Source organism: Marinomonas rhizomae (assembly GCF_003315485.1).
Classification (GTDB): Bacteria; Pseudomonadota; Gammaproteobacteria; order Pseudomonadales; family Marinomonadaceae; genus Marinomonas; species Marinomonas rhizomae.
On sequence record NZ_QNSE01000002.1, the window covers coordinates 192267 to 216321 of the forward strand.

Sequence of the window (24055 nt, forward strand, 5' to 3'; positions counted from 1 at the left end):
GTCACCACTTTCTTGCAGTTTGTGAAATAACATTCTCACAAGGGCAGTTCTATTATGGCAGTCGGAAAAGAGATACGCACTCAGATTTCGAGCATTAACAATACGCGTAAAATTACTCGTGCTATGGAAAAAGTAGCTGCAAGTAAAACGCGTAAAGCTCAGGATCGTATGGCCGCTTCTCGTCCGTATGCGGAACGAATTCGCCAAGTAGTTGGTCATTTGGCCAACGCGAATCCTGAGTATAAACACCGTTACCTTACCGAACGTGAGGCGAAGCGTGTTGGTTATATCGTAATCTCTTCTGATCGTGGGTTATGTGGTGGTTTGAACGTTAACGTGTTCAAAAAAGCCATAAAAGATATGAAACAGTTTGCTGATTCTGGTGTTGAAATCGACATCTGTGCGATCGGCAGCAAAGCCGTTTCTTTCTTTCGTAACTACGGCGGAAATGTAACAGCAGCCTTCACCGGTTTGGGTGATGCACCAAAAGCTGACTCTTTAGTAGGTAGCGTAAAGGTGATGCTAGACGCATTTGATGAAGGTCGTATCGATCGTCTTTATGTGGTTTCAAATGAGTTCGTGAATACCATGACTCAAAACCCGACGGTTGAACAACTTTTGCCATTAAAAGCGGAAGAGAATACAGAGTTACAGCACCACTGGGATTACATTTATGAACCAGAAGCCGTTGAAATTTTGAACGAGTTATTGGTTCGCTATATTGAATCTCAAGTATATCAGTCAGTTGTTGAGAACATTGCGTGTGAACAAGCAGCCCGTATGCTTGCGATGAAAAACGCAACGGACAACGCCGGCGATATCATTGATGAATTGCAGTTGGTGTACAACAAGGCTCGTCAAGCAGCGATTACTCAGGAGATATCTGAGATAGTTAGCGGCGCGGCAGCGGTTTAAGGTATTTAGGTATTTAAGAGGATCCGAACATGAGTAGCGGACAAATCGTACAGGTTATCGGTGCTGTTATGGACGTGGAATTCCCACGTGATAGCGTGCCAAAAGTATATGATGCCCTGACCATTGAGGGTAAAGAGTTGGTGTTGGAAGTTCAACAACAACTAGGCGACGGTATTGTTCGTACCATCGCAATGGGTTCCACTGACGGTATTAAGCGTGGCTTGGTTGTTGAAAATACAAACAACCCAGTTTCTGTGCCAGTTGGTACTCAAACACTAGGACGTATTATGGACGTTCTAGGTAACCCAATTGATGAAAAAGGCCCAATTGGTGAAGAGGCTCGTTGGTCTATTCACCGCTCAGCGCCTTCTTACTCTGAGCAGTCTTCTAGCAACGAGTTGCTAGAAACGGGTATCAAGGTTATCGACCTTGTTTGTCCTTTCGCGAAAGGCGGTAAAGTTGGTCTGTTCGGTGGTGCTGGTGTAGGTAAAACCGTAAACATGATGGAACTTATCCGTAACATCGCAATCGAGCACAGCGGTTACTCTGTATTCGCTGGTGTTGGTGAGCGTACTCGTGAAGGTAATGACTTCTATCATGAGATGACTGACTCGAACGTAATCGACAAAGTATCTCTTGTATACGGCCAAATGAATGAGCCACCAGGTAACCGTCTACGTGTTGCTTTGACTGGTTTGACAATGGCAGAGAAATTCCGTGACGAAGGTCGTGACGTACTTTTCTTCGTAGATAACATCTACCGTTACACGCTTGCGGGAACGGAAGTATCTGCATTGCTAGGTCGTATGCCATCTGCGGTAGGTTACCAGCCTACACTTGCTGAAGAGATGGGTGTTCTTCAAGAACGTATCACCTCTACTAAGACTGGCTCTATCACGTCTGTTCAAGCGGTATACGTACCTGCGGATGACTTGACTGACCCGTCTCCAGCAACGACGTTCTCTCACTTGGACGCAACGGTTGTATTGTCTCGTGACATCGCATCTTTGGGTATCTACCCAGCGATCGATCCACTTGATTCTACGTCACGTCAGCTTGACCCATTAGTTATCGGTCAAGAGCATTACGACGTAGCTCGTGGCGTTCAAATGGTATTGCAGCGTTATAAAGAATTGAAAGACATCATCGCAATCTTGGGTATGGACGAGTTATCTGAAGAAGATAAACAAACGGTTAACCGTTCTCGTAAAATCCAGCGTTTCTTGTCTCAGCCTTTCTTCGTAGCAGAAGTATTCACTGGCTCTCCAGGTAAGTATGTTTCTTTGAAAGACACGATTCGTGGCTTTAAAGGCATCTTGGATGGTGAGTTTGATGATCTTCCAGAGCAAGCGTTCTACATGATTGGTAGCATCGACGAAGCTGTCGAGAAAGCTAAGAAACTTTAACCATCACGCGTAGCAAAAGCGTTGAAAAGCGCTTTTGCTAAGTATGACTAAGAGAGGCAACTTATGGCTATCACAGTACACTGCGATATCGTAAGCGCTGAACAAGAGATTTTTTCCGGTACGGTTCAATCTCTTGTGGCTGCAGGCAGCTATGGCGATTTGGGCATTATGCCTGGTCACGCGCCATTGTTGACGACTCTGCAACCAGGTCCTGTTCGTGTGGTTAAAGAAAATGGTGACGAAGAGGTAATCTTCGTGTCCGGTGGCTTCCTAGAAGTTCAACCGCACCGCGTCACCGTCTTGGCTAACACAGCCACTCGTGCAAGAGATCTGGACGAAGAGGCGGCACTAAAAGCTCAGGCACATGCTAAAGAGCTTTTGGCTAACCAAAAACCTGACGTCGACTACACTCGTGCGACAGTGGAACTAGCAGAAGCTATGGCCCGCTTGCGTACTATTCAACAGTTTCGCGATCATAAATAAGCGCTAATGTTGAGTTTGAAGTCAAAAAAAGCAGCTTTCGAGCTGCTTTTTTATTGCCAAAATTTTATCTAACTGTTTGTTTCAAAGCATCTTCCACAAAGTATCGAAGATGATTTGCTGGGCTTTGGCGATGTCTTTAGATTCCAATACCACAGCAGAAGGGAAGTTATTACTCGCCAAAGAAATAATCGCACATTTGGGTGGATAGATAGCAATATAGCTGGCGTCGACCGAACCTTCCGTTTTAATCCACTTACGTTCCGATAATTCCGCCTCCTCACCGCCGTCACCAAGGGCGATGACTTTTACATTAATGCCTAGCTTCACCCGCTGTTTTGTGTAGTTTGGAAATGGGCGATATAAAAAGGGGCGAATCGGTTTAGATGAAAACACGCAATATTCTTTGTGGTCTTGTTGCGACACCACGTTTAAAATATCGCGTAAAACCCACTCTATGCCATCATCGCCTTCGTAATAACGTACATGGGTTTGATGATAATCTGGCTGCTGCTGATGCAAGTTAGGAATGATAGTGTTCTTTAGGTTTTCTATGGTTTTTTCTAAGCGGTTGCGTTTCTCTTCCGCAAGATTTAACAGGATATCTGGGTTTTCAGCGGTAAATAATCGGCGCTTCCCTTTGGGGAAATAGCTGACGATGCCTTTGCTTTGTAATTGTTTGAGTGACTCATAGGCGGTACCGCGATTGATGCCGCTATGCTCGGCAATATCTCGTATAGAAGAAGGACCTAGCTTTAGTAGAGTTTGATAAAGTTGAGTTTCTCTTGGCGTCAAACCAAGCATTTCAAAAGCTTGCTGAATCATAGGGCTCACAGTACGTGGTGATTATTTATACAGACCTTTGTATGAAAAGGTCTTTTATAGAATGTAGTGCGTATTTTCAGCTTTAAAGAATACACTTATTGGAATAAAAACGCAGGGAAGAACCCTCTGCGAGGAGAGAAAAGTGACAGACGATCAACGATTTGGCGGTATTCGCCGTTTATATGGCGATGCTGCGTATGAGTTTTTTACTCAAGCACAGGTTTGTGTCATCGGCATTGGCGGTGTTGGCTCTTGGGCGGCAGAAGCTTTAGCGCGTTCAGGAATTGGTCATATTACATTGATTGATATGGACGACGTTTGCATTACTAATATTAACCGCCAAATTCACGCATTAGATGGCAATATTGGTCAATCGAAAGTCGATATCATGGCGGAACGAATCAAGTTGATTAACCCTGATTGCCAAGTAACCTGTATTGAAGACTTTATTACCCCCGAAAACATCGCTGAGCTGCTGTCTGAGCCGTTTGATTATATTATTGACTGCATTGACAGTATCAAACCAAAAGCCGCTCTAATGGCGTGGAGTAAGAGTAATAAGCGTAAAGTCATCACTGTTGGTGGCGCGGGTGGTCAGATCGATCCGACGAAAATTCTAATTGGTGACCTTTCAAAAACCGAAAAAGATCCTTTAGCAGCCAAATTACGCAACTTTCTGCGACGCTATTACAACTTTACTCGTAACCCGAAACGCCGCTTTGATATCGAGTGTGTGTATTCCACTGAACAATTACGCTATCCACAAGGCGACGGCACTGTGTCTCACCAACGTTTAAAAGGCGATACAGAAACCAAAATGAACTGCGATACCGGCTTTGGGGCGAGCACCGCCGTAACCGCTTCCTTTGCGTTTGTGGCGGTGTCGCGAGTATTGGAAAAGCTGGCACAGAAGGCGAATTAGGTGACGATATCAAGCGTGATGGCTTTCCTTAGATATTTTTTATGATGGATAAGCTGGTTTTGCTTATCCAGACATACATCATTTATCTGGCCTTAGGTTTCTTTCATTGATTCGAAGACAATAACTGATGCACTTCATAAGCGGCTAGAACAGTAGCTGTTTGTACGTCGTGGCCTGTTATGAAATGGTCACCATAAATAGTTTCATCTGGGTATTCAGTAATAAGTTGCATAGGAATGTCTTCGGGCTTGCCTTGAGAAATTAGGCAGGGGAAGCTGTTTATAATACGAAAATTTGTTTCTCCAGCATGCTTCCTATACAGCTCAACCTGTTCATTGTTGAAAGCTAATACACCTGGGATTTTAATCAGCTTTAAAGTAACTAGGTGAACGAATTCTTCAGCATAAGTCGTCCACTTTTCATCCGCACAGTGACGTAATATTAAGAAAAAGCCTTTCGGTATTGTCCACATATCAAAACCACGAGGTACGTATCCAGAAAGCGGGCGAGTCCATTCATGCGATGGGTAGCCATGCAAGTTTATATGCAACTGTGCTTGGCTTATTTCTCGTGCTTTATGGCGAATTTCTTTTTCATAAAATTCGCCTTTTATTCGGTACTCTAAATCATCGCCTAAGGCGGTATAACGAGCCGCATGATGCATATGATGAGGGTTGTCTTTAATCAATCTCTGGTGCAGAGCGTAGCCATCAGGGTTTTCTAATGGTGAGATAGTAAAGTGGCTGTCTTTCTGTTGATTAAGCACTTGTGCTGCACGAAGCGTTCCGACCACACCGGTTGTTTCATTAGCGTGTTGTCCGCCACTGATCATAACAGGAAACTCTGTTCCTTTATGATAGCGAGCGCTTACTTTTCGTCCAGTGACTGTGTTGGCAGTAAAAGTATCGCCGGTTATTTTAGCCAGCTCTGTTTCTATTTGTTCCATACTGATTGGAGAATCGGCTATTTCTAAATCCTGCTGACCTGTTGAACCTTGTATTTTATAAGGTCGAGTTTCTACCTTGATGCTTAGAATGTTTTCATCTGTGTAGTTTATCTCTGGGACGATTTGACCAGGCTGTCCCTCTCTATCATTTGGAAGGTAGCCAGCTTTGATTTTGAACCATTCCTGCAATGAGAAATAAAAATCTTCGTGTAGAGCTTCACTTAAGCTGATCACTTCTTGTTTGTATTCCAGTGTTTGCGCTTTCCAAGGTAAGCATACTTGGATATTAAGTTCTTCAAAATATGGCTCGCTATCTGTCCAAGTGTATTGCGCAATAGCTTCCATACCAGCTAAGAACAAAGATTCATAATCAGTGACAAGGTGCTTGTTAAATACGAGTTTACCTTCAGAATCCGTTGTCTTTAGCCAACCTGTTGGTGATAGGTGGGTTTGGCCGATAAGATCTAGGTGCAGATGATTAGGGGCAAAAACCTTATGTTGCGTTTGCACTCCTGTCGCTGAGCGTAAAATCACCTCGTAACAATCGGCTGATTCTAGGTTGGCAATAAAATGGATATTGGTTTTACCAACTAGAGTAGAAAGAGGATAAGACTCGAGTAAAAAACGCTTCTCTGAAGCCGCTTTATGCGTAGGGTAATGCACTTCAATTTGAGTGATTTGACTCGATAACACATCAATGTCTTCTAAAAAGAAGTGTAATAGTGGTTTGTAGGCACTGCGCAGTTTGGCTTTTACTCCGAAATCCAATAGCGCTGCTTCTGCTTGCTGACGATGCTCTTTATCGGCAAATACCCAAGCTTCAATGAGTTGTCCTTGATACTCAGGCTTGCCAAACTGTTCTACTAATTGGTGAGTCGTTGGCGTAATAGTGGTGGAGAAAATATGAGTCATCGTGAAGTCCTGCCAGTAGGGTCTAGGCTGTCACGTAGCCAATCACCTAAAAGGTTCAATCCTAGAACGGTTAACAAGATAGCAAGGCCGGGAAAGACGCTGACCCACCAAGCATTTTGAATATAAGTACGGCCATCAGCGAGCATGCCACCCCAGCTCGGTGTTAATGGATCTACGCCAAGGCCTAGAAAGGTCAAACTACTCTCTAGCAAGATGTTATTTGCTACATTAAGCGTCATTAAAACGATGACAGGACCAATAAGATTAGGCAGTAAGTGACGGAATAGAATATTAAAATGACTCACGCCAATTGCTTGCGCGGACTGAATAAACTCACGATCACGAAGAGATAGTACAGAGCCGCGAACCAATCTTGCGTACTGAACCCATTGGGAAATAATTAATAAAAAAATCATATTAGCTAAACCGCCACCAACAATAGCGATGAAGGTAATAGCCAACAGAATAAAGGGCATTGCTAATTGAACATCCGCAAAACGCATGACAATGACGTCCCAGAACCCACGATAGTAACCTGAGACTAAGCCCATAATAACGCCAAAAATGACGGCACCAGCGACAGATAAAAAACCGACCTGGAGAGAAATTTTGCCACCAGAAACAACACGAGCCATTACATCTCGGCCTAGAGGATCTGTGCCAAAGAAATGACCAACATGGGTGAACGGTTCTAATAAACGAGCAGATAAGTTTATTTTATCCGCTCCTTGAAATAAAAAGTCGGAAAACAGCACTAAAAAACAAATCCCTCCTGTTAGTAAAATACCAAGGATAAACTCCAAGTTTTTATAGCGAGAAAAAGAGGCACTAAAACGATTCGCTGACATATTGTTATTACTCCGTACGAATGCGTGGGTCGATCAAGCCATACGCAATATCAACCAATAGGTTAACGCTAACGATAAGCATGGATAGGATAGTGATAACGGCTTGCAGTACAGGGTAGTCACGACCACTTACGGCATCGAAGGCAAGTGTCCCTAGACCTGGCCAATTGAATACGCGTTCAATAATGACAATCCCGCCTAATAAACCACCAAATTGCAGGCCAAAGTAGGTAATCAATGGAATCGCACAGTTACGTAAAGCGTGTTTGTAGAGCACTTTATTTTCGCTAAGCCCTTTTGCTCTTGCGACCATAATGTATTGCGACTGAAGGGTTTCAAGCATAGACGAGCGAACAAGACGAACATTGGTTGCTGTCAAAATAATTGCCATTGTAAAAGCGGGCATTAAGAAGCTAGTAAAACCATCCATACCACTTGGTGGTAACCACTGTAGCCAAATAGAAAAAACTAGAACCAACATAAGCCCTAACCAAAAATTTGGAAATGACAGACCAATTAACGACAAAATTCGTATAGTTTGATCAGCCCACTTACCTTTTGATACCGCGGCTTTAATACCCAGGGGAATGGAAATCGCAATGGATATAATCATAACGGATGCTGCAAGCATTAGGGTTGCAGGTAAAGACTTACTGATAAGGTCTGCGACTGGCGTTCCACCCATGAAACTACGCCCAAAATCGAAACTAAATAAGCCTTTCAGAAACTCAAAATACTGCACAAAAAAGGGCTTATTAATGCCTAGTGCTTCTCGAATTAACATCAGATCGGCTTCGGTTACACTACCTGCGCCTTGAGTCAGCATAAGAGCTGGGTCTCCTGTTAGACGTATAGCAAAAGCAACGATTAGGGTAACTGCTAGCAATACAAATACGGCTTGCAGAAATCGTTTCATTAAAAAGTTCGCCATGACTTTTCCTTTTAAAAACAATGAGCATTGCTCGTCGATTAATCGACTGAGCAATGCTGTTTACTTTAGTGAGCTAAGAGAGGTGGAAGAGCTTATTCGACGGTTACATCGGTTAAGCGCAAACGGCTATCAGGTACAGGTGTGAAGTTTTTAACTCTTTTAGATACACCAAAAATAGCATTGAGACTGTACAACGGCATTTCCAAGGCTCTGTTTGCCGTGTAGTTAGCAATGGACTGAAGAATTTCTAGGCGCTTAGCACGATCCGTAATAGAGCGTTGAGACTCTAATTGTTTGTCTAGTGCTGGGTCACTGTCGTATGGATTCCATTTTTCGCCTGTGTGGTACATGAAATACGCCGTATTGTCATAATCCAGTGTCCAACCACCCCAAGATTGTTGGAACATTTCGCCAGTCTTGCCTGCCGGAATAATGTCATTGAGTAATACGTTGGTTTCATAAGGCTTAATCGTGGCGTTTAGGCCGATAATTTGTAGGTAACTAGCAACGGCCTGAGAAACTTCATTAAACGTGGCGTTATTACCACGGATATCGATTTGTATTTTAGTACCAGGTTTAATGCCTGCTTGTTTAAGAAGTTGCATGGCTTTATTTGGATCATAAGGTAGCGGAGCCATTGATGGGTCGTCACCAAACGAAATAGCACTTTGGAAACTGGCAATTTGAGCGGCTTGGCCTCCTAAAATAGAATCAATGATTGCCTGACGATCGACACCATAAATTAATGCTTTCCGGACTTTTTCGTCTTTGGTAATGCCATTTTTAGTATTGAAACGTAATGCGTATACCGTTGGACTGATGGTGGTAATTACTTCAAGGTTCGGGTTTTTTTCGATAGTGGTAATCATACCAATTGGGATAGTTGGCGGAATAACCAAATCTACGCGTCCAGATTGTAGCTCAGCAACTGCCGTAGAAGGCTCGCTGATAAAGCGGTAGTTGAGGTTGGTTAATTTCGGTGCACCACCCCAATGATCTGCATAGGCTTCTAATTTAATACCCACTTTTGGCTCATAAGAGGAGAATTTAAATGGCCCAGTGCCAACCGGATGTGTGTTGAAAAAATCTTCACCTTTTTCTTGAATGTATTTGGGCGGTACTATCATGGCACCATAACCGGCAAGCTTGGTAAGTAATACAGGATCCGCTGCTTTTAGATGGAAGTCGACGGTATAGTCATCAATGACTTCGACAGAATCAATCGCTGAATAATTGGAACGCTGAGGGCCTTTTTTACCTTCATTCCCCATTAAGCGATCAAAGGTAAATTTCACGGCCGCAGCGTTAAAATCTTCACCGTCGTGGAATTTAACATCTTGACGTAATGTAAAACGAATACGTTTGCTATCGTCGAGTTGCTCCCAAGAGGTAGCAAGTCCCGGCTGCAATTTTAGGTCTGGACCACGATAGGTTAAGCCATCGTAGATGTTTGTCGCAACGGAAGCCCAATTTACCAAAAAGGTATCAATTGGGTCCCAACTTCCCGGATCTTGTGGTGAAGATACGGTTAATGTGCTGGCAAAGCTTAAGCTTGCTGCCGTTAGACTACTGGTAATAGCAAGGGCTTTTAATGCCCCCCCTAATGTTCTTTTACTGTTCATTTTTCAACTCTCCGTTCTTTTGTGATAGTTGGATAAACTGTTATTTTTATGGTGCGTCAGCAACAAAATGCCCTGGCGCGATTTCTTTGTGTGGAAGGATCCGAGGTTCGTCTCCTACTCGTCTAACAGGGCTTGGAATTTCGCCATTTAGGCGACCTAAATCTCGTTTAATGGTTGGGTCAGCAATTGGCACAGCGCTAAGTAAACGTTGCGTGTAAGGGTGAGAAGGTGTTTCCAAAATTTGTTGGCGAGAACCTAATTCAGCTACTTGACCAAGATATAGAACAGCCACGCGATGGCTCATTTTCTCGACAACAGCCATATCGTGACTAATAAATAAATACGCGATACCGTGCTCTTCTTGTAGCTCCATAAAGAGGTTAATAATCTGTGCTTGAATAGATACATCAAGTGCTGATAAAGCCTCGTCGGCAATAATTAACTTTGGATTTGAGGCGAGCGCTCGAGCAATACAGATACGTTGACGTTGGCCACCTGAAAACTGATGAGGATAACGTTTGGCATGTTCAGCGGTTAACCCAACCCGCTCTAATAGCTCATGGACTCTTTTCTGAATATTCTTTTCTCCACGAATCAAATCGTGAGTTTTGATAGGTTCAGCAATCGAGAAGCCAATTGTTTTTCTTGGGTCAAGAGACGCCAAAGGATCTTGGAAAATGTATTGTATTTCCTGACGTAAGCGCTGTTTATCGGCTTTACTCATTGTGGCAAAGGGATTGCCTTCAAAGCTAATGTCACCGCTGGTGGCTTTTTGTAACTGTTGAATGGTTCGACCTATTGTTGACTTGCCGGAACCTGATTCGCCGACAAGAGCGAGAGTCTCACCGCGAAAAATATCGAAGCTGACTTTTTCTACCGCATGGACACGATGAGTAACACCGCCAAAAAAGCCTTTCTTACTATCAAATCGAGTGACTAAATCTCGTACGGATAAAAGCGGACCATCCTTATATAAAGCTGTATCCTGTGTTTTTTCTTCACCTATTAAACGTGGCGTTTCTCCATCCATCACTGTAATTGGAAAGCGCTTCGGAAATGCTTCACCTGCCATACTTCCTAGCTTTGGAACCGCTGATAATAAGGCTTTGGTATACGGGTGTTGAGGGGTGGCAAACAGGTCTTTTACTGCGCCTTGTTCTACCTTTTTACCTTTCCACATTACTACAACATCATCCGCAATTTCTGCAACGACACCCATATCATGAGTGATAAAAATCACTGCCATGTCGAGTTCCTGTTGAAGGTCATGAAGAATGGTCAAAATTTGCGCTTGGATTGTGACATCAAGAGCCGTGGTCGGCTCGTCCGCAATGAGGACTTTTGGCCTGCATGCTAACGCCATAGCGATCATTACTCGTTGTCTCATGCCACCAGATAGCTGATGAGGATAACGCTTGAGCATATCTTCAGCATCAGGAAGACGAACCATTTTTAATAATTTGACACTTTCTTCTAATGCTTCGGCTTTGGAAACTTTTTTATGTAAAGACAGGGATTCTGAAATTTGATCGCCAATGGTAAAAACTGGGTTTAGCGAGGTCATTGGCTCTTGAAAGATCATCGCAATGTCTTTACCACGTATTGAGCGCATTTCTTTTTGTGAAAGTGAGAGAAGATCCACTTCTCCCTTATCAGTGGAGAAGAGTATGCGTCCAGTAGGATAGCTAGCACCAGTATTTTCGGCTAAGCGCATAATGGATTGAGACGTAACAGATTTTCCTGACCCAGACTCCCCAACGATGGCGAGTGTTCGGCCTGCCATGACAGAGAAATTAAGATTATCAATAACGCGAGATTGACCGAATTCCACCGATAAATTTTCGACGGTCAGTATTGGAGCGGATGAGATATCTGTCACTAAATAATCCTTACTATCAAGATGCGTTCGGCACAGGCGCTTTAGTTAAATCACCACCTGTTAAGTGAGTGTTTGGAAAACTACCTAAGCTATTTTTAAAGTTCTTATTCTTTACCTACTTTCATAATGTTTATTTAATGTGATGACTTCCACTTATATTATCGTATGCTTAATAAATAAATGTTATTGAATTCGAAGGTTGTTGTATGAAATTCAGACAGGTAGAGGCATTTCGTTACATCATGTTGCGAGGAACAACGGCCGCAGCGGCGGCTGAAATGCATGTTTCTCAGCCTGCAGTAAGCCGTTTACTTAGCGATCTTGAGCATTCGTTAGGTTTTTCGTTGTTTGATCGTCGCAAAGGTCGTTTACACCCAACTCATGAAGCCGCTGAATTTTTCCGTTCCGTCGAGGAAAGCTTTTTGGGACTTGAAAAGTTGGAATCGGTAGCATCAAAAATTCGTACCCGAACGCCAAGTGAATTAAAAATCGCAAGTACATCCGCGATTGCGACTTCCTTATTGCCGCTCGCTTTGCAGGAGCATAAAAAATTCTTTCCTGAGGAACACGTTACTATTCATACGGATAGCATGGCTGAGTTGGTTATGAAGCTACAGACTAATTCGGTTGATTTAGCAATAGGATTGGAATTGCCTCAACTAATCGGTATCGAGCGAGAGTTCATTGGCAATGCTCGGTTTGTTTTCGCGGCTCGATCGGATCATCCATTAGCTAAAAAAGAAACGATTTGTGCACACGATTTAATTGGAGAAACGGTATTGACCGTAGTCGACAATTCGCCTGTTTATTGGAGTGAGCTAGGTGGTGTATTAAGCTCGGTTAAGTCTCAGATTAAACAACGAATTATGATAGACACATCTCACACTGGCTATGCCATGATTGCGGCTGGTTTAGCTGTAGCGGTATTAGAGCCTTTTGCAGCGCGAGTTTGGGAAGGGAATGGTGTGGTCATTCGTCCGTTTGAACCAGCTATTTATTATCCTTATGGACTGGCCTATCCAACAAATACACGGCAACATAAGTCTCTATTTAGTTTTACTCAGTCTATTCAAAAGGTTGCTAAAAATATGCGCGAGTTTGATAACGATTGTGTGGTCATGCAAAAACAATAAGCCCAATGTCATTACAAAGTGTTGATTTTACTCAAAATCGCCAATACGCCATTGGTTCTCGAGCTGGTTAGATAACTTGATAAGTTAAGTTCCGCCAGCTCTGCTGTTAAATCCATTTTCTGAATATCCACGAGTGTTTTTCCTTCTACCAAACTCAATATAGCAACGAGCACACCACGCATGAGTTTGGCGTCGCTGTCGGCTTTGAAATATCGTAGGCCATCTTTTTCTTCAATGATTAGCCAAACCGCGCTTTCACAGCCTTTTACTTTGTTTTCTTCGGTTTTTTCTTCAGTAGGCAATCTTGGTAGTGTTTTGCTTAATGTCACCAAGGTTTTGAAGGTTTCTTCTTTACTACGGCAAGCTTGCAGCTGGGCTTTTATGTTTACTGGCTTTTGTTGTCCTAAAGAGTCTGTCATTACTTGTTACTCGTCGTTTAATAGATCGATGGCTTCTAGAAGAACATCGCAGAAGCGGTTGGCTTCTTCCATGGTGTTGTAGCAGGCGAAAGAGGCTCGTAAGGTTCCTGCTACGCCAAGTTGCGCCATTAATGGATGGGCACAGTGACTGCCAGCTCGAACCGCTACGCCTTGGCTATCTAGATAAGCATTCAAATCCAAAATATGAATATTGGGTACACTTAGGGATACTAATGTGGTGTTTTTTTCTGGCGAATATATGTCAATGCCACCTTCTTTTTGAAGGCGCGAATAGACATGCGAGGCTAGTGATTGTTCCCAAGCTAATAAGGCGAGACGATCTTGAGCGTTAAGAAAATCACACGCTGCCGCCAAGCCAATCACACCTTCAATGTGTGGTGTTCCAGCTTCTAGACGGTAAGGCAGCACATTAAATTCAGTGGCTTGATACGAAACATGGCGCACCATTTCGCCGCCGGTTTGGTACGGCAGTAGAATTTCTAGAGCATGGCTTTTACCGTATAAAACGCCAATACCTGTCGGTCCATACATTTTGTGGCCAGAGAAAACATAGAAGTCACAGTCTAATGCCTGAACATCAACAGGGTGGTGAGCCACCGCTTGGGCGCCATCGACAAGAGTAAAAGCACCTTGTTGCTTGGCATAATTAAGCATTGTTGGCAGCGGTGTGCTTACGCCGATGGCGTTGGAAATTTGTGTTGCCGCAAAAATGCGTGTTCTATCAGTGAAGTAGTGGCCAAATTCGGGTTCCCATTTGCCGTTGGACGTTAATGGCAGAATGCGCAATCGTGCGCCAGTGCGAAAGGCCAATTGCTGCCAAGGCACAAGGTTAGCGTGATGTTCTAAACTGGTAATGAGAATTTCGTCGCCTTTCTCGAGTAAGTGCTCTAAGCCAAAGGCAACTGTATTGATGGCTTCTGTTGTACCTTTAGTCCAAATTATATGGCTTTGTTCAGGCGCGTTTATAAAGCTTGCTACAGTGTCGCGGGCTTGTTCAAAACGATTGGTGGCTCGATCACTAAGGAAGTGCGCGCCACGATGAACATTGGCATTGAAGCTTAGATAATAACCTTGAATAGCATCCAATACAGATAACGGCTTTTGTGTCGTGGCAGCATTATCTAAATAAGTTAAAGGGTGATCGTAGGCTTGCTGCGACAGGATAGGGAAAAGGGGGCGAAGCGAGGAAGGATCAAAAGCCATGGATACTCTACTTTATGTTTGAACAATGAGCTGATTTCAACCGATGATAGATTGATTAAAAGCGATGTAATCAGCCTTAAATTGATGAAATTGTACCTGAACTCCCACCAAAATCGTGAATTATTGGGCTTTTACTTGCGTTTTTTCAAGACAACTATAATGATTGATAACAGATACTAGATGACAAACTAGAAAAGGTACAAAACGGTGGCGGATTTTTTATATAAGGGTGTAGTGGATTGGTTCTTGGATCAGATGTCACAGGAGGCTATTGCGCCTGGTGACAAGATGCCATCCTTACGAGCTTTATCGAAACAATTGGGTCTGAGCTTAAATACGGTGATACATGGTTATGAGTTGCTGAGCGAAGACCACTGGATCGAATCTCGCCCTAAATCAGGTTACTTTGTTTGTCATCGCAGCGAGACTAAACCTGCGCTGTTATTGGCGGGTGAGGCTTTACGTGAGCTCGCTAACGATGGGACTAAGCCGGCCTGGTCATGTCTTGCCCACCGTGCTGCCTTGGTGGATCAAAGTGATGTTTTTTTAAGCTCCGCAGCACGTCAGGAGGAAGAGCATTTACCTGTATTAGGCAAAGGTCATTTGTTGGCTCGTGAAGCTGTGAGTGAACATTTAAAAGGGCTTGGTATCAAAGCGCATGCATCACATCTTTGGTTAGGGCGTTCGCCTTTGACAATGTTTACTCAAACGGTGCAAACCCTGACCCAACGAGGCGATAATGTATTGGTGCTAACGCCTTGTGACCCTAGAATCACGACGACATTACAAAGTTTAGGGCGGCAAGTTATCGCTCTAACCGCTGGCGAGCGTGGCGCTGATTTAGATCTGGTGATTCGTTGTTTACGAGATAAATCCATTCGTTTGATTGTATTACCGGGGCAGTTCTCATTCCCTGCTGGTCAGTTGGTGAGTAATTTAAGCTTGCGTCGTTGGTTGGCGATTATTGAAGAAACCAAGTTACCAGTCATTGAGTGGGACTTGTGCTCACATTTAGCGTATCGCGCTGGCTCTATGATGACCTATAAATCATTGGACTCTTCCGACCATATTGTTTATATCGGTGGCGTGGAATCAAAAGGTGTAGATTGCTCTGCAAGCTGGTGTTTGCCAGGTAATCACCAGACTTTATTGGAAGGGGCCTTTTTAGGTGCAGATATGGCGTTGAGTGATGCGCAACAAATGGCTTTGACTGATGCATTACAGTCAAATAGTAAGCGCTCATTAATGAAACGCGCTAGAGATGTTTGGGCGAATTCAGAACGCGTAAAAGCGCATTTGGAAACATGTCTTGGCGAGCATGTCAGTTTTGCGGCTAGCAAAGGCGGAATGTCACTTTGGATGCGTTTGTCTAAGCCATTAGAGATTTCCAGCATGACCGCCTTGTTAGCCAGTTTTCGTCATGCGATCGTGCCCGGCGCTTTAGTAAGCCATGAAGCGGATGCGAATTATTGGCTAGCAGTTAACGTGACGCTAGACGATGTGGAGCCTTTAGCAAAAGCTTTGGCGGAGCATTTAGTCGTTGATGAAGTTGAGCCGATTATTGAGTCGCTAGAAGCTGCCATAGAAGAAACCGAAGAACAATCTGTAGAAATTCTTGACCCTGCGGAAGCCGTGGAAGAAAACGAGCAAACAGAAGAGCTTATCGAAGCGATAGAAAGTGATTTAGGGCAGCCTGAGAAGGAGGCTAAAAAGTCCCGTAATACCACAACTGAACCGCTTTATAACCCGATGTTGGATCTGATCAACCACGATTTTGGTTAAACAGAGTCGAAGTAATTCAAGGCGCTATGACAGCGCCTTTTTTATCGCATTTAGCATGTTTATATGGTCTTTGTAATCTAAGGGAATAGGTATGAGCCTATCTCCAATCAGTAAGGCCAGAGATGGAAATGAGTTCAAGCCAAGGCGCCGAGCGAGCTCTATTTCTTCTTCCAGTAAATGTTCATTTTGCACATGCTGCATGCTCTTTTGAAAACCATCGGCATTCATGCCTATTTGTTCAGCGCATTCAATTAAGGTATTAATATCTGATGGGTTTTTGGCTTTTAGATAATATGCCTCTTGGATGGCGTGATACATCTCTTCTTCTAAGCCTGTGTCTCTGGCGACATAGCAGGCTCTGCAGGCCGGATACGTTGAGCGTCGCGGTGCGGCTGTTCTCCAGAAGTCGAAGTTAAATTCCGTACCTAGAGTGTTTTGAATATTCTTCCATGTTGCTTCTAGTTTGCCTTTCATTTCATCTGGCATGGCAATATCAGAATCAATCGCAAGACCACCCAGCATGGGTTGAATAGCTAATTGATCTGCATCGACCAAATCTTGTAGTGCTTTTTGTAGCTTGGTCCAAGTCGGGCGAAATCCCCAACACCAGCTGCACATTGGGTCGTAGCAGTAAATCAGTGTGGCAGTCATGGATAGATCCTATAAAGATAGAAAAAAGCGAGTCCATAAGGTAACAGTCTTTTTAGTTAGAAAACAGTAACTATCAAAACAACAAACAAAAAAGGATAGGCACAAAAAAAACGGCTTCAACACTCAAGTTGAAGCCGTTTTTGTTGAATCGCATAATGCTGACTAAATGTGAGCCTAGCCCTTTAAAATTGCAGCGATAGCATCACAAAGAGGTTCCATGTTGTCATGCGTCATACCTGCAACACTAATACGTCCTGAACCAACAATATAAATACCGTACTCTTTACGTAGCTGGGCCACTTGATCTGGTGTTAGACCAGAAAAAGAGAACATGCCTTGTTGCTGCGATATAAATGAGAAATCTTGGTTAACGCCTTTGATGCGAAGAGTATTTACAAACAAGCTACGCATTTCATGAATGCGAGTTCGCATGGCTTTTACTTCATTTTCCCATAGAGCGTAAAGCTCAGGGTCATTCAGAATCTCGGCAACAACGGCGGAACCGTGAGAAGGTGGGTTGGAATAATTAGTACGAATACAGCGTTTGATCTGTGTGAAGACGGTTTCAGCTTGCTCGGCTGTTTCGCACAAAACTGTCAAAGCGCCAACGCGTTCGTTGTATAGACCGAAATTCTTCGAGAACGAACTGGCAATGAGCATCTCTGGCACGTGCTCTAAGAAAGTACGTAAGCCCTGAGCATCTTCTTGTACGCCTTGACCAAAACCTTGGTAAGCAAAGTCAAACAATGGCAAGAAGCCTTGTTTGCTGCATAGCTTCGCTAATTGATACCACTGTTCTGGCGTTGGATCTATGCCAGTTGGGTTGTGACAGCAACCATGAAACAACACCACATCACCCTCAGGAACTTGAGACAAACTGGCAAGCATGGCTTCAAAGTCTAAAGATTTGTTATCAGCATCGTAGTAAGCGTAGCTGCCAACTTCTAACCCAACGGATTGAAAGACCGACTGATGGTTAGCCCAAGTTGGATTACTTACCCAAATAGTTGCTTCTGGTAAGTGTTTTTTTATGAATTCTGCTGCGACGCGTAATGCGCCTGTACCGCCAGGAGTGTGGGCTGTTTGAGCAAGCTGTTTGGTAATAATATTGTGGTTTTTACCAAATAAAAGCGTTTGCACGGCAGATCGATAAGCGGGTGCGCCTTCGATACTTAAATAGCTTTTGGTTTTTTCTTGAGTCAACAAACGTTCTTCTGCTTGTTTGACTGATTGTAAGATAGGCGTATTGCCTAGTTCATCTTTGTAAACGCCAACACCCAAATTAATTTTATTGGGATTTTGATCTTTTTTGTAAGCGTCATTCAGACCAAGAATTGGATCTGCCGGAGCAGCTTGAATATGTTCAAACATGGTAACTCCCCCAAGAGGGTTATTTTCTTTTTTTATTATGGATTAGAAGATATAAAAATCAGACCGTATGGTACTCCAACACGTGAGTAACCGCTATAAGTTGGCGAAAAAGGGCAAGAATTAACTATATAAAACGTCGTCGCTTATTATAAATAAAGCCGTTTCTGAGGGCGAAAGAGTAATGTCACAACGCTTTGGTTGCTGAATGGAGAGTTGTGGAGTGAAAAAGATACTCGACCTAACTCGATAGCTAGGTCGTACTTAGTTCACTATGACGCTCAATTAATCAGGCGGTGACGTTAATCGTCCCAGCCGTTTGAGATGTCGTGGTGCAAACGTTTTTCTTCTAAATGCTGCTCAATGGCACGCCTAGCTTTTAGCATACGTGCCGCGTCTTCCTTCTGATTACGCTCTTTTGTTTCATTATCCAAGCTAATGGAAGCATGCATTATGTCGGTTTTTACTTCAGTTAATGTTTCCGCAAAATCGCTCATCGTTATACCCTTTTGGACGTTCGACGACATTGAAGTGCATAGATCACTGTCATCGACAGTTAAAAAAAGTCAAAATAGACAGACAACGTATTTTCAAGCTAATAAAAAACCCAAATAGATTAAAAATCAATCTATTTTTACGCGTTTTTTGTGACAAATTTATTAATTATTATGGCGGAATGTAATGGACGTTTCTTTTATCCTCGACTCATTGAATGACAAACAGCGTGAAGCCGTCGCAGCGCCTCTGCAGAATAGCCTTGTTTTGGCTGGCGCTGGGTCAGGAAAAACCCGAGTCCTAGTGCACCGTATCGCCTGGTTGATGCATGCTTACGAGTTATCGCCTTACAGCCTGATGGCCGTAACTTTTACCAACAAAGCTGCTCGTGAGATGCAAGGTCGTATTGAACAGTTAGTGGGAGTTCCGCCACAAGGCATGTGGGTTGGTACTTTCCACGGTCTGGCGCATCGGTTATTGCGTGCTCATTGGCGTGATGCTGGACTAAAAGAAAACTTCCAGATCATGGACAGTGACGATCAGCTGCGATTAATCAAACGCATCATGCGTGAGCTGAATATCGACGATACTCGCTGGCCGCCAAAGCAAGTTTCTTGGTTTATTAATGCACAAAAAGATGAAGGCCGCCGTGCGGCTCATGTTCCAGACAGTCACGACCCTTTCTCAAAAGGCATGCGCGAGCTTTATTATCATTATGAAGAAGCCTGTGAACGTGGCGGATTATTGGATTTCGGCGAATTGTTATTGCGTGCACACGAACTGATGCTGAGTACGCCTGCGTTGTTGCGTCATTATCAAGACCGATTTCGCCATGTGTTGGTGGACGAGTTTCAAGATACCAACACCATTCAATACGCGTGGTTGCGCATCATGGTGGGCAGTGAAGGTACGATTACGGCGGTGGGCGATGATGACCAGTCTATTTATGGCTGGCGTGGCGCGAAAATTGAAAATATTCAAAACTTCACCAAAGATTTTAAAGACGTAGGCACCATACGTTTGGAGCAAAACTACCGCTCAACAGGTCACATTCTTAAAGCAGCCAATGGCTTGATTAAACACAATGATGATCGTTTGGGGAAGGAACTTTGGACAGACAGCGGCGAAGGCGATCCAATCTCGCTTTATGCAGGTTTTAACGAGCAGGACGAAGCTCGTTTTATCATCGGTATTATCAAACAATGGCGCGATAAGGGAACCTCTTTGACTGACATGGCGATTCTTTATCGCTCCAATGCACAGTCTCGTGTTATTGAGGAATGCCTAGTTAGGGAACAGATTGCTTATAGAATTTACGGTGGACACAGATTCTATGATCGTCTTGAGATCAAAAATGCCTTGGCTTACGCGCGTTTGGCGCTCGACCCAAATGATGACGGCGCGATGGAACGAGTGATCAACGTGCCACCTCGCGGTATTGGTGAGCGTAGCATTGGTACTTTGCGTGAAATCGCTCGTGATAACGGCTGTTCTATGTGGCAAGCCGCGCAGGAAGTAGTGCGTCAGTCCTTGATGCCCGGTCGTGCGACCAATGCGATTAAGGTATTTTTACACCTCATTGAAGGCTTGAGCACGACTGTGCAGCAACCGGATCTGAACCTGAATGATATTTTCGAGCAGATTATTGAAGAAGCGGGCTTGATTCCTTTCCATGAGAAAGAAAAAGGCGAGAAGGGCGAAGCGCGTATCGAAAACTTAAAAGAGTTGGTTGGTGCGGCTGGTGGATTCAGTTGGAGTGATGAAGACGAAGAATTTAGCTCGCCGCTAATGGCGTTCTTGGATAAAGCGGTATTGGATGCAGGCGATGCGCAAGCGGATGAATACCAAGACGCGGTGCAGCTGATGACATTGCATTCGGCGAAAGGTCTAGAGTTCCCATTGGTGTTCTTAACGGGTGTAGAAGAAAATATTTTCCCAAACAAGATGTCTTTTGAAGAACCAGGTCGACTCGAAGAAGAACGTCGTCTTTGCTACGTGGGCATTACTCGCGCGATGGAAAAACTGTACATCACCTATGCGGAATCTCGTCGTTTGTTCGGTAGTGAATCGTTTAACAGTCCTTCGCGCTTTATCAAAGAGTTGCCACCGGAATGCTTAGAAGAAGTACGTCTTCGCTCTCAAGTCAGCCGTCCTGTGTCTTTGCAGCGTCCTGATTACAATTTTGAAAAGAACAAACTGCAAAACAGTAATGTGTTAAACAGTTATAAAGCGCCAGAAGTCACGGTGAATATGGGCGATCGAGTGAATCATCCGGTGTTTGGTGAAGGTTTGGTAATCAACTACGAAGGCCAAGGCCCACAAGCACGCGTTCAGGTTAACTTCGACGACGAAGGCACCAAATGGCTGGTATTGTCGTTTGCTAAACTGGAAGTGCTATAGGCTTTAAGTATTCGAGGGATCACCTGCATAGATTGTAGGTGATCTCTTCACGTTTACCCAATTTGCTTGCGCCAGTCTCCCCTCGTACCTCGGGTGCGACGCGTCAGTGCAAATTAGGTAAACGTGAAGAGATTAAACTCATTTATATTCATTGAAAAAAACTTCGAATCGATCTGGATCCTTTTCCGCTTTCACTGTTCTCAAAAATTTCTGATCGTAAGAGCTCCAAAATATTTTTGGATCTGAATCTTGAAGTGATTGCTTTAATGCATCTATTTTGGTGTTTAAACCTAAGATTAATTTATTTAAGCTTCGGGGAGCGAGTGTAATGCCAAAAATAAAACCGTTTTCATTGCTATTTCTAAAAACATCCTCCCAAAAACTGTTGTCGAGAACAATGCTTCCCTCAAATAGAGTACTGGCGTTAAAAATACCATTTTCTATTTTTGGGCTATCGATGCCTTTTTGCTTTAATAGCGCCATACCTTCTTCGTTTTTAGTGTCGACATACACTCTATTGGCGCTAGTAAAAGGGATGATATATCGCCACTCCTTTTCGTACATCCATTCGTCGGATTTTGTTAAGTAGTAGTGTTTCGAAATTTCTTGAACAGAGGTCGCCATAAATGAACCATTATAAGGACGCTTTTTTCGGTAATTAACTTTGTCGAACATTGCATCAGAGCTTGTTGCTATGTGGGCTACATTGAATAATTGAAAAGGATCTAATTTATCAATATCCAATTCTATTACAATGCCTTGATGATCTTCAGCATAGTGAGACCACATCAATAGGTTATCTGGTGATTCGGTTAATGAAATAACACCATGTCCATCCATAAATTCACTTAATTTTCTAGCAAAACCATTTCCTAAAGGGTTGTTATGCGCTATAGCAAGTTGCCCTAGTGATTGTGTAGTTGTTTCAGTGATAGAAACTTCAAAGGGGTCGTTTAGTCCTGACCTTGGTGTGATCCTTAACCAAGGGTCTTCTAGGAACTTTGGAGAAACGGATTTTGATAAATATTTATATAATTTCATAGCTAGGACGGTTACCCCAAAAATATATTTATAAGAAGTCTAATTTAGGAAAACTATGGTTACTGTAGGTTTAACGTTCACCCTCAAGTCCATGCCAGACACGAAGTACGATGATTGTTTCTTTGTGAATGGAATAACGCACAATGTAATTGCCAAATACCATATCTCTTACTGTTTCTGGCGACGGCGCTAATTTAACGGTAGTCCCGACATGAGGGAAATCCACGAGTAGGTTTACTTTATTAATAAGTTCTTGTGCTACTCGTAACGCTGAATTTGGGTTGTGTTTGGCTATAAAATCACGCAACCGTTTTAAGTCGTTAATGGCTTCTTCCGTGTAAACCAGTTTCATTATTTTACCCTCGGTGCATCCTGTTCGTTATCTGTTCCCCAGCTGTTTAGCCATTCGTGAACTTCTTCATCCGCAACTACTTTTCCTTTTGCAGCGGATTCCATCGCCTCTAGAGTTTGTTGCCAACGTTCTTGTTCTAACTGCTGTTTTTCAAGATATTCAACTAGAGCCTGATTGATTATCCAACCTTTGCTGCGTTGTAGTTTTTTGGCAAAAATCTCTAAGCGCTGTTCAGTATCATCTTGTAGTCTTACTGTCGTGACACTCATATCATTTACACTCTCGTTTATAATTTAAAATACACTGTAATACATTATAGTTTAGTTTGTATTTTTTTTAATTGCGGCAAATTTTTTAAATTGGCTGTAGACTATTTAGAGTTGTAAGTATTTAGTTATTTAGGAGTGTGGCATGGCGATTCGTGTTGGTTTGATTGGTTTTGGTTTGTCTGGGCGGGTGTTTCATGTGCCTTTTGTGATGAATGATCCTGACATGACGATGACGTATGTTTGCAGTTCGAAGGCGGGTGAGGTGAGAGCTATTTTGCCTGATGTATCTGTGGTGTCGTCTGCGGAATCTGTGTTTGCGGCGCCAGATGTGGATTTAGTGGTCATTACGACACCAAATGCATTGCATTTTGATCAGGCAAAACAAGCGTTGGAAAGTGGTAAGCATGTGTTGCTGGAAAAGCCGTCTGTTACTCGTTTATCTCAAATAGAAGCGTTATGTGACTTAGCAAGACAAAAAGGTTTGGTGTTTTGTGTGTATCAAAATCGCCGCTTTGATGGCGATTTTTTGCGTCTTAAAGCCTTAATTGAAAGTGGTGAGTTGGGCGAATTGAAGCATTTGGATTCTCGCTTTGATCGTTTTCGTCCAAGAGCACAAGCGCGTTGGCGTGAAGAGCCTGGTGTCGGCACTGGCATTTTTTGGGATTTAGGGCCGCATATTCTAGATCAGGCATTGAATTTATTTGGGCCGCCGAAGTGGCTGCATGCCAGTATTGATAAGTTACGTGATGGTAGTCAAACCCACGACTGGTTTGAAGTGGAGCTAGGCTACGATGATAAGCGTATCCGCTTAGCATCTACGCCATTTGAAGCGGGTGACATGCGCCGTTTCAATGCACGATTTACGAAAGGTAGCTGGCAATGTGTGGGGTTAGATCCGCAAGAAGAGGCGCTACGAGCAGGGCAAATGCCATGGGATGTTAGTTTTCCTTCGAAAGCGACTCAGCAAAAAATCACTCGTTTTGTCGCCCATTCTCAAGAGGATATTGAAAGTATCCAAGAAACGGCGACACAAGGTGATTATACGGCTTTTTATGCGCAGTTACGTAATGCGATTCTTGGCAAGGGTGAGGCTCCTGTTGCCATGGAACATGCTTGTCAGTTGATTTATTTAATCTGCTTGGCGGAACAATCTGCTGAAAGCGGTCAGCGTATGTCTTGGAGCTATACGCTAAATACCTCTGGCGAGTAAATTAGTCACGAGAAATTGCAAAAAA

At 43.4% G+C, this 24055-nt stretch carries 22 protein-coding genes; 8 read left to right on the forward strand and 14 right to left on the reverse strand.

The genetic code is table 11. The features are described 5' to 3' along the window. Positions 1-54 precede the first annotated feature (54 nt). From atpG to DFP80_RS02800, 3 genes are all read left to right on the forward strand, one after another. Positions 55-915: a F0F1 ATP synthase subunit gamma gene (gene atpG / locus DFP80_RS02790; RefSeq protein WP_113915294.1), complete on the forward strand. Its 861-nt coding sequence runs from the start codon at positions 55-57 to the stop codon at positions 913-915. 29 nt (positions 916-944) lie between these two features. After that, on the forward strand, positions 945-2321 hold the full coding sequence (gene atpD / locus DFP80_RS02795; protein WP_113915295.1) for a F0F1 ATP synthase subunit beta: 1377 nt from the start codon (positions 945-947) through the stop codon (positions 2319-2321). Positions 2322-2384: 63 nt separating this feature from the next. Next, the gene (locus DFP80_RS02800) at positions 2385-2804 is read left to right on the forward strand and encodes a F0F1 ATP synthase subunit epsilon (RefSeq protein WP_113915296.1); all 420 of its coding nucleotides are present in this window, start codon (positions 2385-2387) and stop codon (positions 2802-2804) included. A gap of 81 nt (positions 2805-2885) precedes the next feature. On the opposite strand, the gene DFP80_RS02805 is transcribed toward DFP80_RS02800, so the two are convergent. Then, positions 2886-3626, reverse strand: a complete 741-nt coding sequence (locus DFP80_RS02805; protein WP_113915297.1) for a TrmB family transcriptional regulator — start codon at positions 3624-3626, stop codon at positions 2886-2888. A gap of 142 nt (positions 3627-3768) precedes the next feature. Between DFP80_RS02805 and tcdA the strand changes: the two genes are divergently transcribed. Further along, entirely contained in the window at positions 3769-4548 is a 780-nt protein-coding gene (gene tcdA, locus DFP80_RS02810) for a tRNA cyclic N6-threonylcarbamoyladenosine(37) synthase TcdA (protein ID WP_113915298.1), read from the forward strand. Between the two features lie 103 nt (positions 4549-4651). Here the strand turns inward: tcdA and DFP80_RS02815 are convergent, their stop codons facing one another. The 5 genes from DFP80_RS02815 to DFP80_RS02835 form a co-directional block, all read right to left on the reverse strand. After that, positions 4652-6406: a M14 family metallopeptidase gene (locus tag DFP80_RS02815; protein WP_113915299.1), complete on the reverse strand. Its 1755-nt coding sequence runs from the start codon at positions 6404-6406 to the stop codon at positions 4652-4654. Beyond that, positions 6403-7254: an ABC transporter permease gene (locus DFP80_RS02820; protein WP_113915300.1), complete on the reverse strand. Its 852-nt coding sequence runs from the start codon at positions 7252-7254 to the stop codon at positions 6403-6405. Before DFP80_RS02820 ends, DFP80_RS02815 begins: the two co-directional genes overlap by 4 nt. A 7-nt stretch (positions 7255-7261) precedes the next feature. Next, positions 7262-8185, reverse strand: a complete 924-nt coding sequence (locus tag DFP80_RS02825; RefSeq protein ID WP_113915301.1) for an ABC transporter permease — start codon at positions 8183-8185, stop codon at positions 7262-7264. A 92-nt stretch (positions 8186-8277) separates the two neighbouring features. Then, a complete protein-coding gene (locus DFP80_RS02830; RefSeq protein ID WP_113915302.1) occupies positions 8278-9807 on the reverse strand; it encodes an ABC transporter substrate-binding protein in 1530 nt (509 codons plus the stop codon). 46 nt (positions 9808-9853) lie between these two features. Further along, positions 9854-11686, reverse strand: coding sequence for an ABC transporter ATP-binding protein (locus DFP80_RS02835; protein WP_113915303.1), 1833 nt, complete (start codon positions 11684-11686; stop codon positions 9854-9856). Positions 11687-11892: 206 nt separating this feature from the next. Here DFP80_RS02835 and DFP80_RS02840 point away from each other — a divergent pair, with 206 nt between their 5' ends. After that, positions 11893-12819: a LysR family transcriptional regulator gene (locus tag DFP80_RS02840; protein WP_113915304.1), complete on the forward strand. Its 927-nt coding sequence runs from the start codon at positions 11893-11895 to the stop codon at positions 12817-12819. An 11-nt stretch (positions 12820-12830) separates the two neighbouring features. Here DFP80_RS02840 and DFP80_RS02845 read toward each other — a convergent pair whose 3' ends face one another. Both DFP80_RS02845 and DFP80_RS02850 read right to left on the reverse strand, forming a co-directional pair. Beyond that, entirely contained in the window at positions 12831-13238 is a 408-nt protein-coding gene (locus tag DFP80_RS02845) for a SufE family protein (protein ID WP_113915305.1), read from the reverse strand. Between the two features lie 6 nt (positions 13239-13244). After that, the gene (locus DFP80_RS02850) at positions 13245-14462 is read right to left on the reverse strand and encodes an aminotransferase class V-fold PLP-dependent enzyme (RefSeq protein WP_113915306.1); all 1218 of its coding nucleotides are present in this window, start codon (positions 14460-14462) and stop codon (positions 13245-13247) included. Between the two features lie 207 nt (positions 14463-14669). On the opposite strand from DFP80_RS02850, the gene DFP80_RS02855 reads away from it, so the two are divergent. Then, the gene (locus tag DFP80_RS02855; protein ID WP_113915307.1) at positions 14670-16244 is read left to right on the forward strand and encodes a GntR family transcriptional regulator; all 1575 of its coding nucleotides are present in this window, start codon (positions 14670-14672) and stop codon (positions 16242-16244) included. Between the two features lie 24 nt (positions 16245-16268). Here DFP80_RS02855 and DFP80_RS02860 read toward each other — a convergent pair whose 3' ends face one another. From DFP80_RS02860 to DFP80_RS02870, 3 genes are all read right to left on the reverse strand, one after another. Continuing rightward, complete coding sequence (locus DFP80_RS02860) at positions 16269-16895, reverse strand: DsbA family protein (protein WP_113915308.1); 627 nt, start codon at positions 16893-16895, stop codon at positions 16269-16271. A 174-nt stretch (positions 16896-17069) separates the two neighbouring features. Continuing rightward, positions 17070-18266, reverse strand: coding sequence for an amino acid aminotransferase (locus DFP80_RS02865; RefSeq protein WP_113915309.1), 1197 nt, complete (start codon positions 18264-18266; stop codon positions 17070-17072). A gap of 299 nt (positions 18267-18565) precedes the next feature. Then, positions 18566-18760, reverse strand: coding sequence for a PA3496 family putative envelope integrity protein (locus DFP80_RS02870; protein WP_048814171.1), 195 nt, complete (start codon positions 18758-18760; stop codon positions 18566-18568). A 184-nt stretch (positions 18761-18944) separates the two neighbouring features. On the opposite strand from DFP80_RS02870, the gene uvrD reads away from it, so the two are divergent. Further along, the gene (gene uvrD / locus DFP80_RS02875; protein ID WP_113915310.1) at positions 18945-21158 is read left to right on the forward strand and encodes a DNA helicase II; all 2214 of its coding nucleotides are present in this window, start codon (positions 18945-18947) and stop codon (positions 21156-21158) included. Positions 21159-21296: 138 nt separating this feature from the next. On the opposite strand, the gene DFP80_RS02880 is transcribed toward uvrD, so the two are convergent. From DFP80_RS02880 to DFP80_RS02890, 3 genes are all read right to left on the reverse strand, one after another. Next, a complete protein-coding gene (locus DFP80_RS02880; protein ID WP_113915311.1) occupies positions 21297-22199 on the reverse strand; it encodes a DUF2971 domain-containing protein in 903 nt (300 codons plus the stop codon). A gap of 70 nt (positions 22200-22269) precedes the next feature. Beyond that, the gene (locus DFP80_RS02885) at positions 22270-22551 is read right to left on the reverse strand and encodes a type II toxin-antitoxin system RelE/ParE family toxin (RefSeq protein WP_113915312.1); all 282 of its coding nucleotides are present in this window, start codon (positions 22549-22551) and stop codon (positions 22270-22272) included. Further along, on the reverse strand, positions 22551-22820 hold the full coding sequence (locus tag DFP80_RS02890; RefSeq protein ID WP_113915313.1) for a CopG family ribbon-helix-helix protein: 270 nt from the start codon (positions 22818-22820) through the stop codon (positions 22551-22553). The genes DFP80_RS02885 and DFP80_RS02890 overlap by 1 nt, the downstream gene beginning before the upstream one ends. 142 nt (positions 22821-22962) lie before the next feature. Here DFP80_RS02890 and DFP80_RS02895 point away from each other — a divergent pair, with 142 nt between their 5' ends. After that, complete coding sequence (locus DFP80_RS02895) at positions 22963-24030, forward strand: Gfo/Idh/MocA family oxidoreductase (RefSeq protein ID WP_113915314.1); 1068 nt, start codon at positions 22963-22965, stop codon at positions 24028-24030. Positions 24031-24055 lie beyond the last annotated feature (25 nt).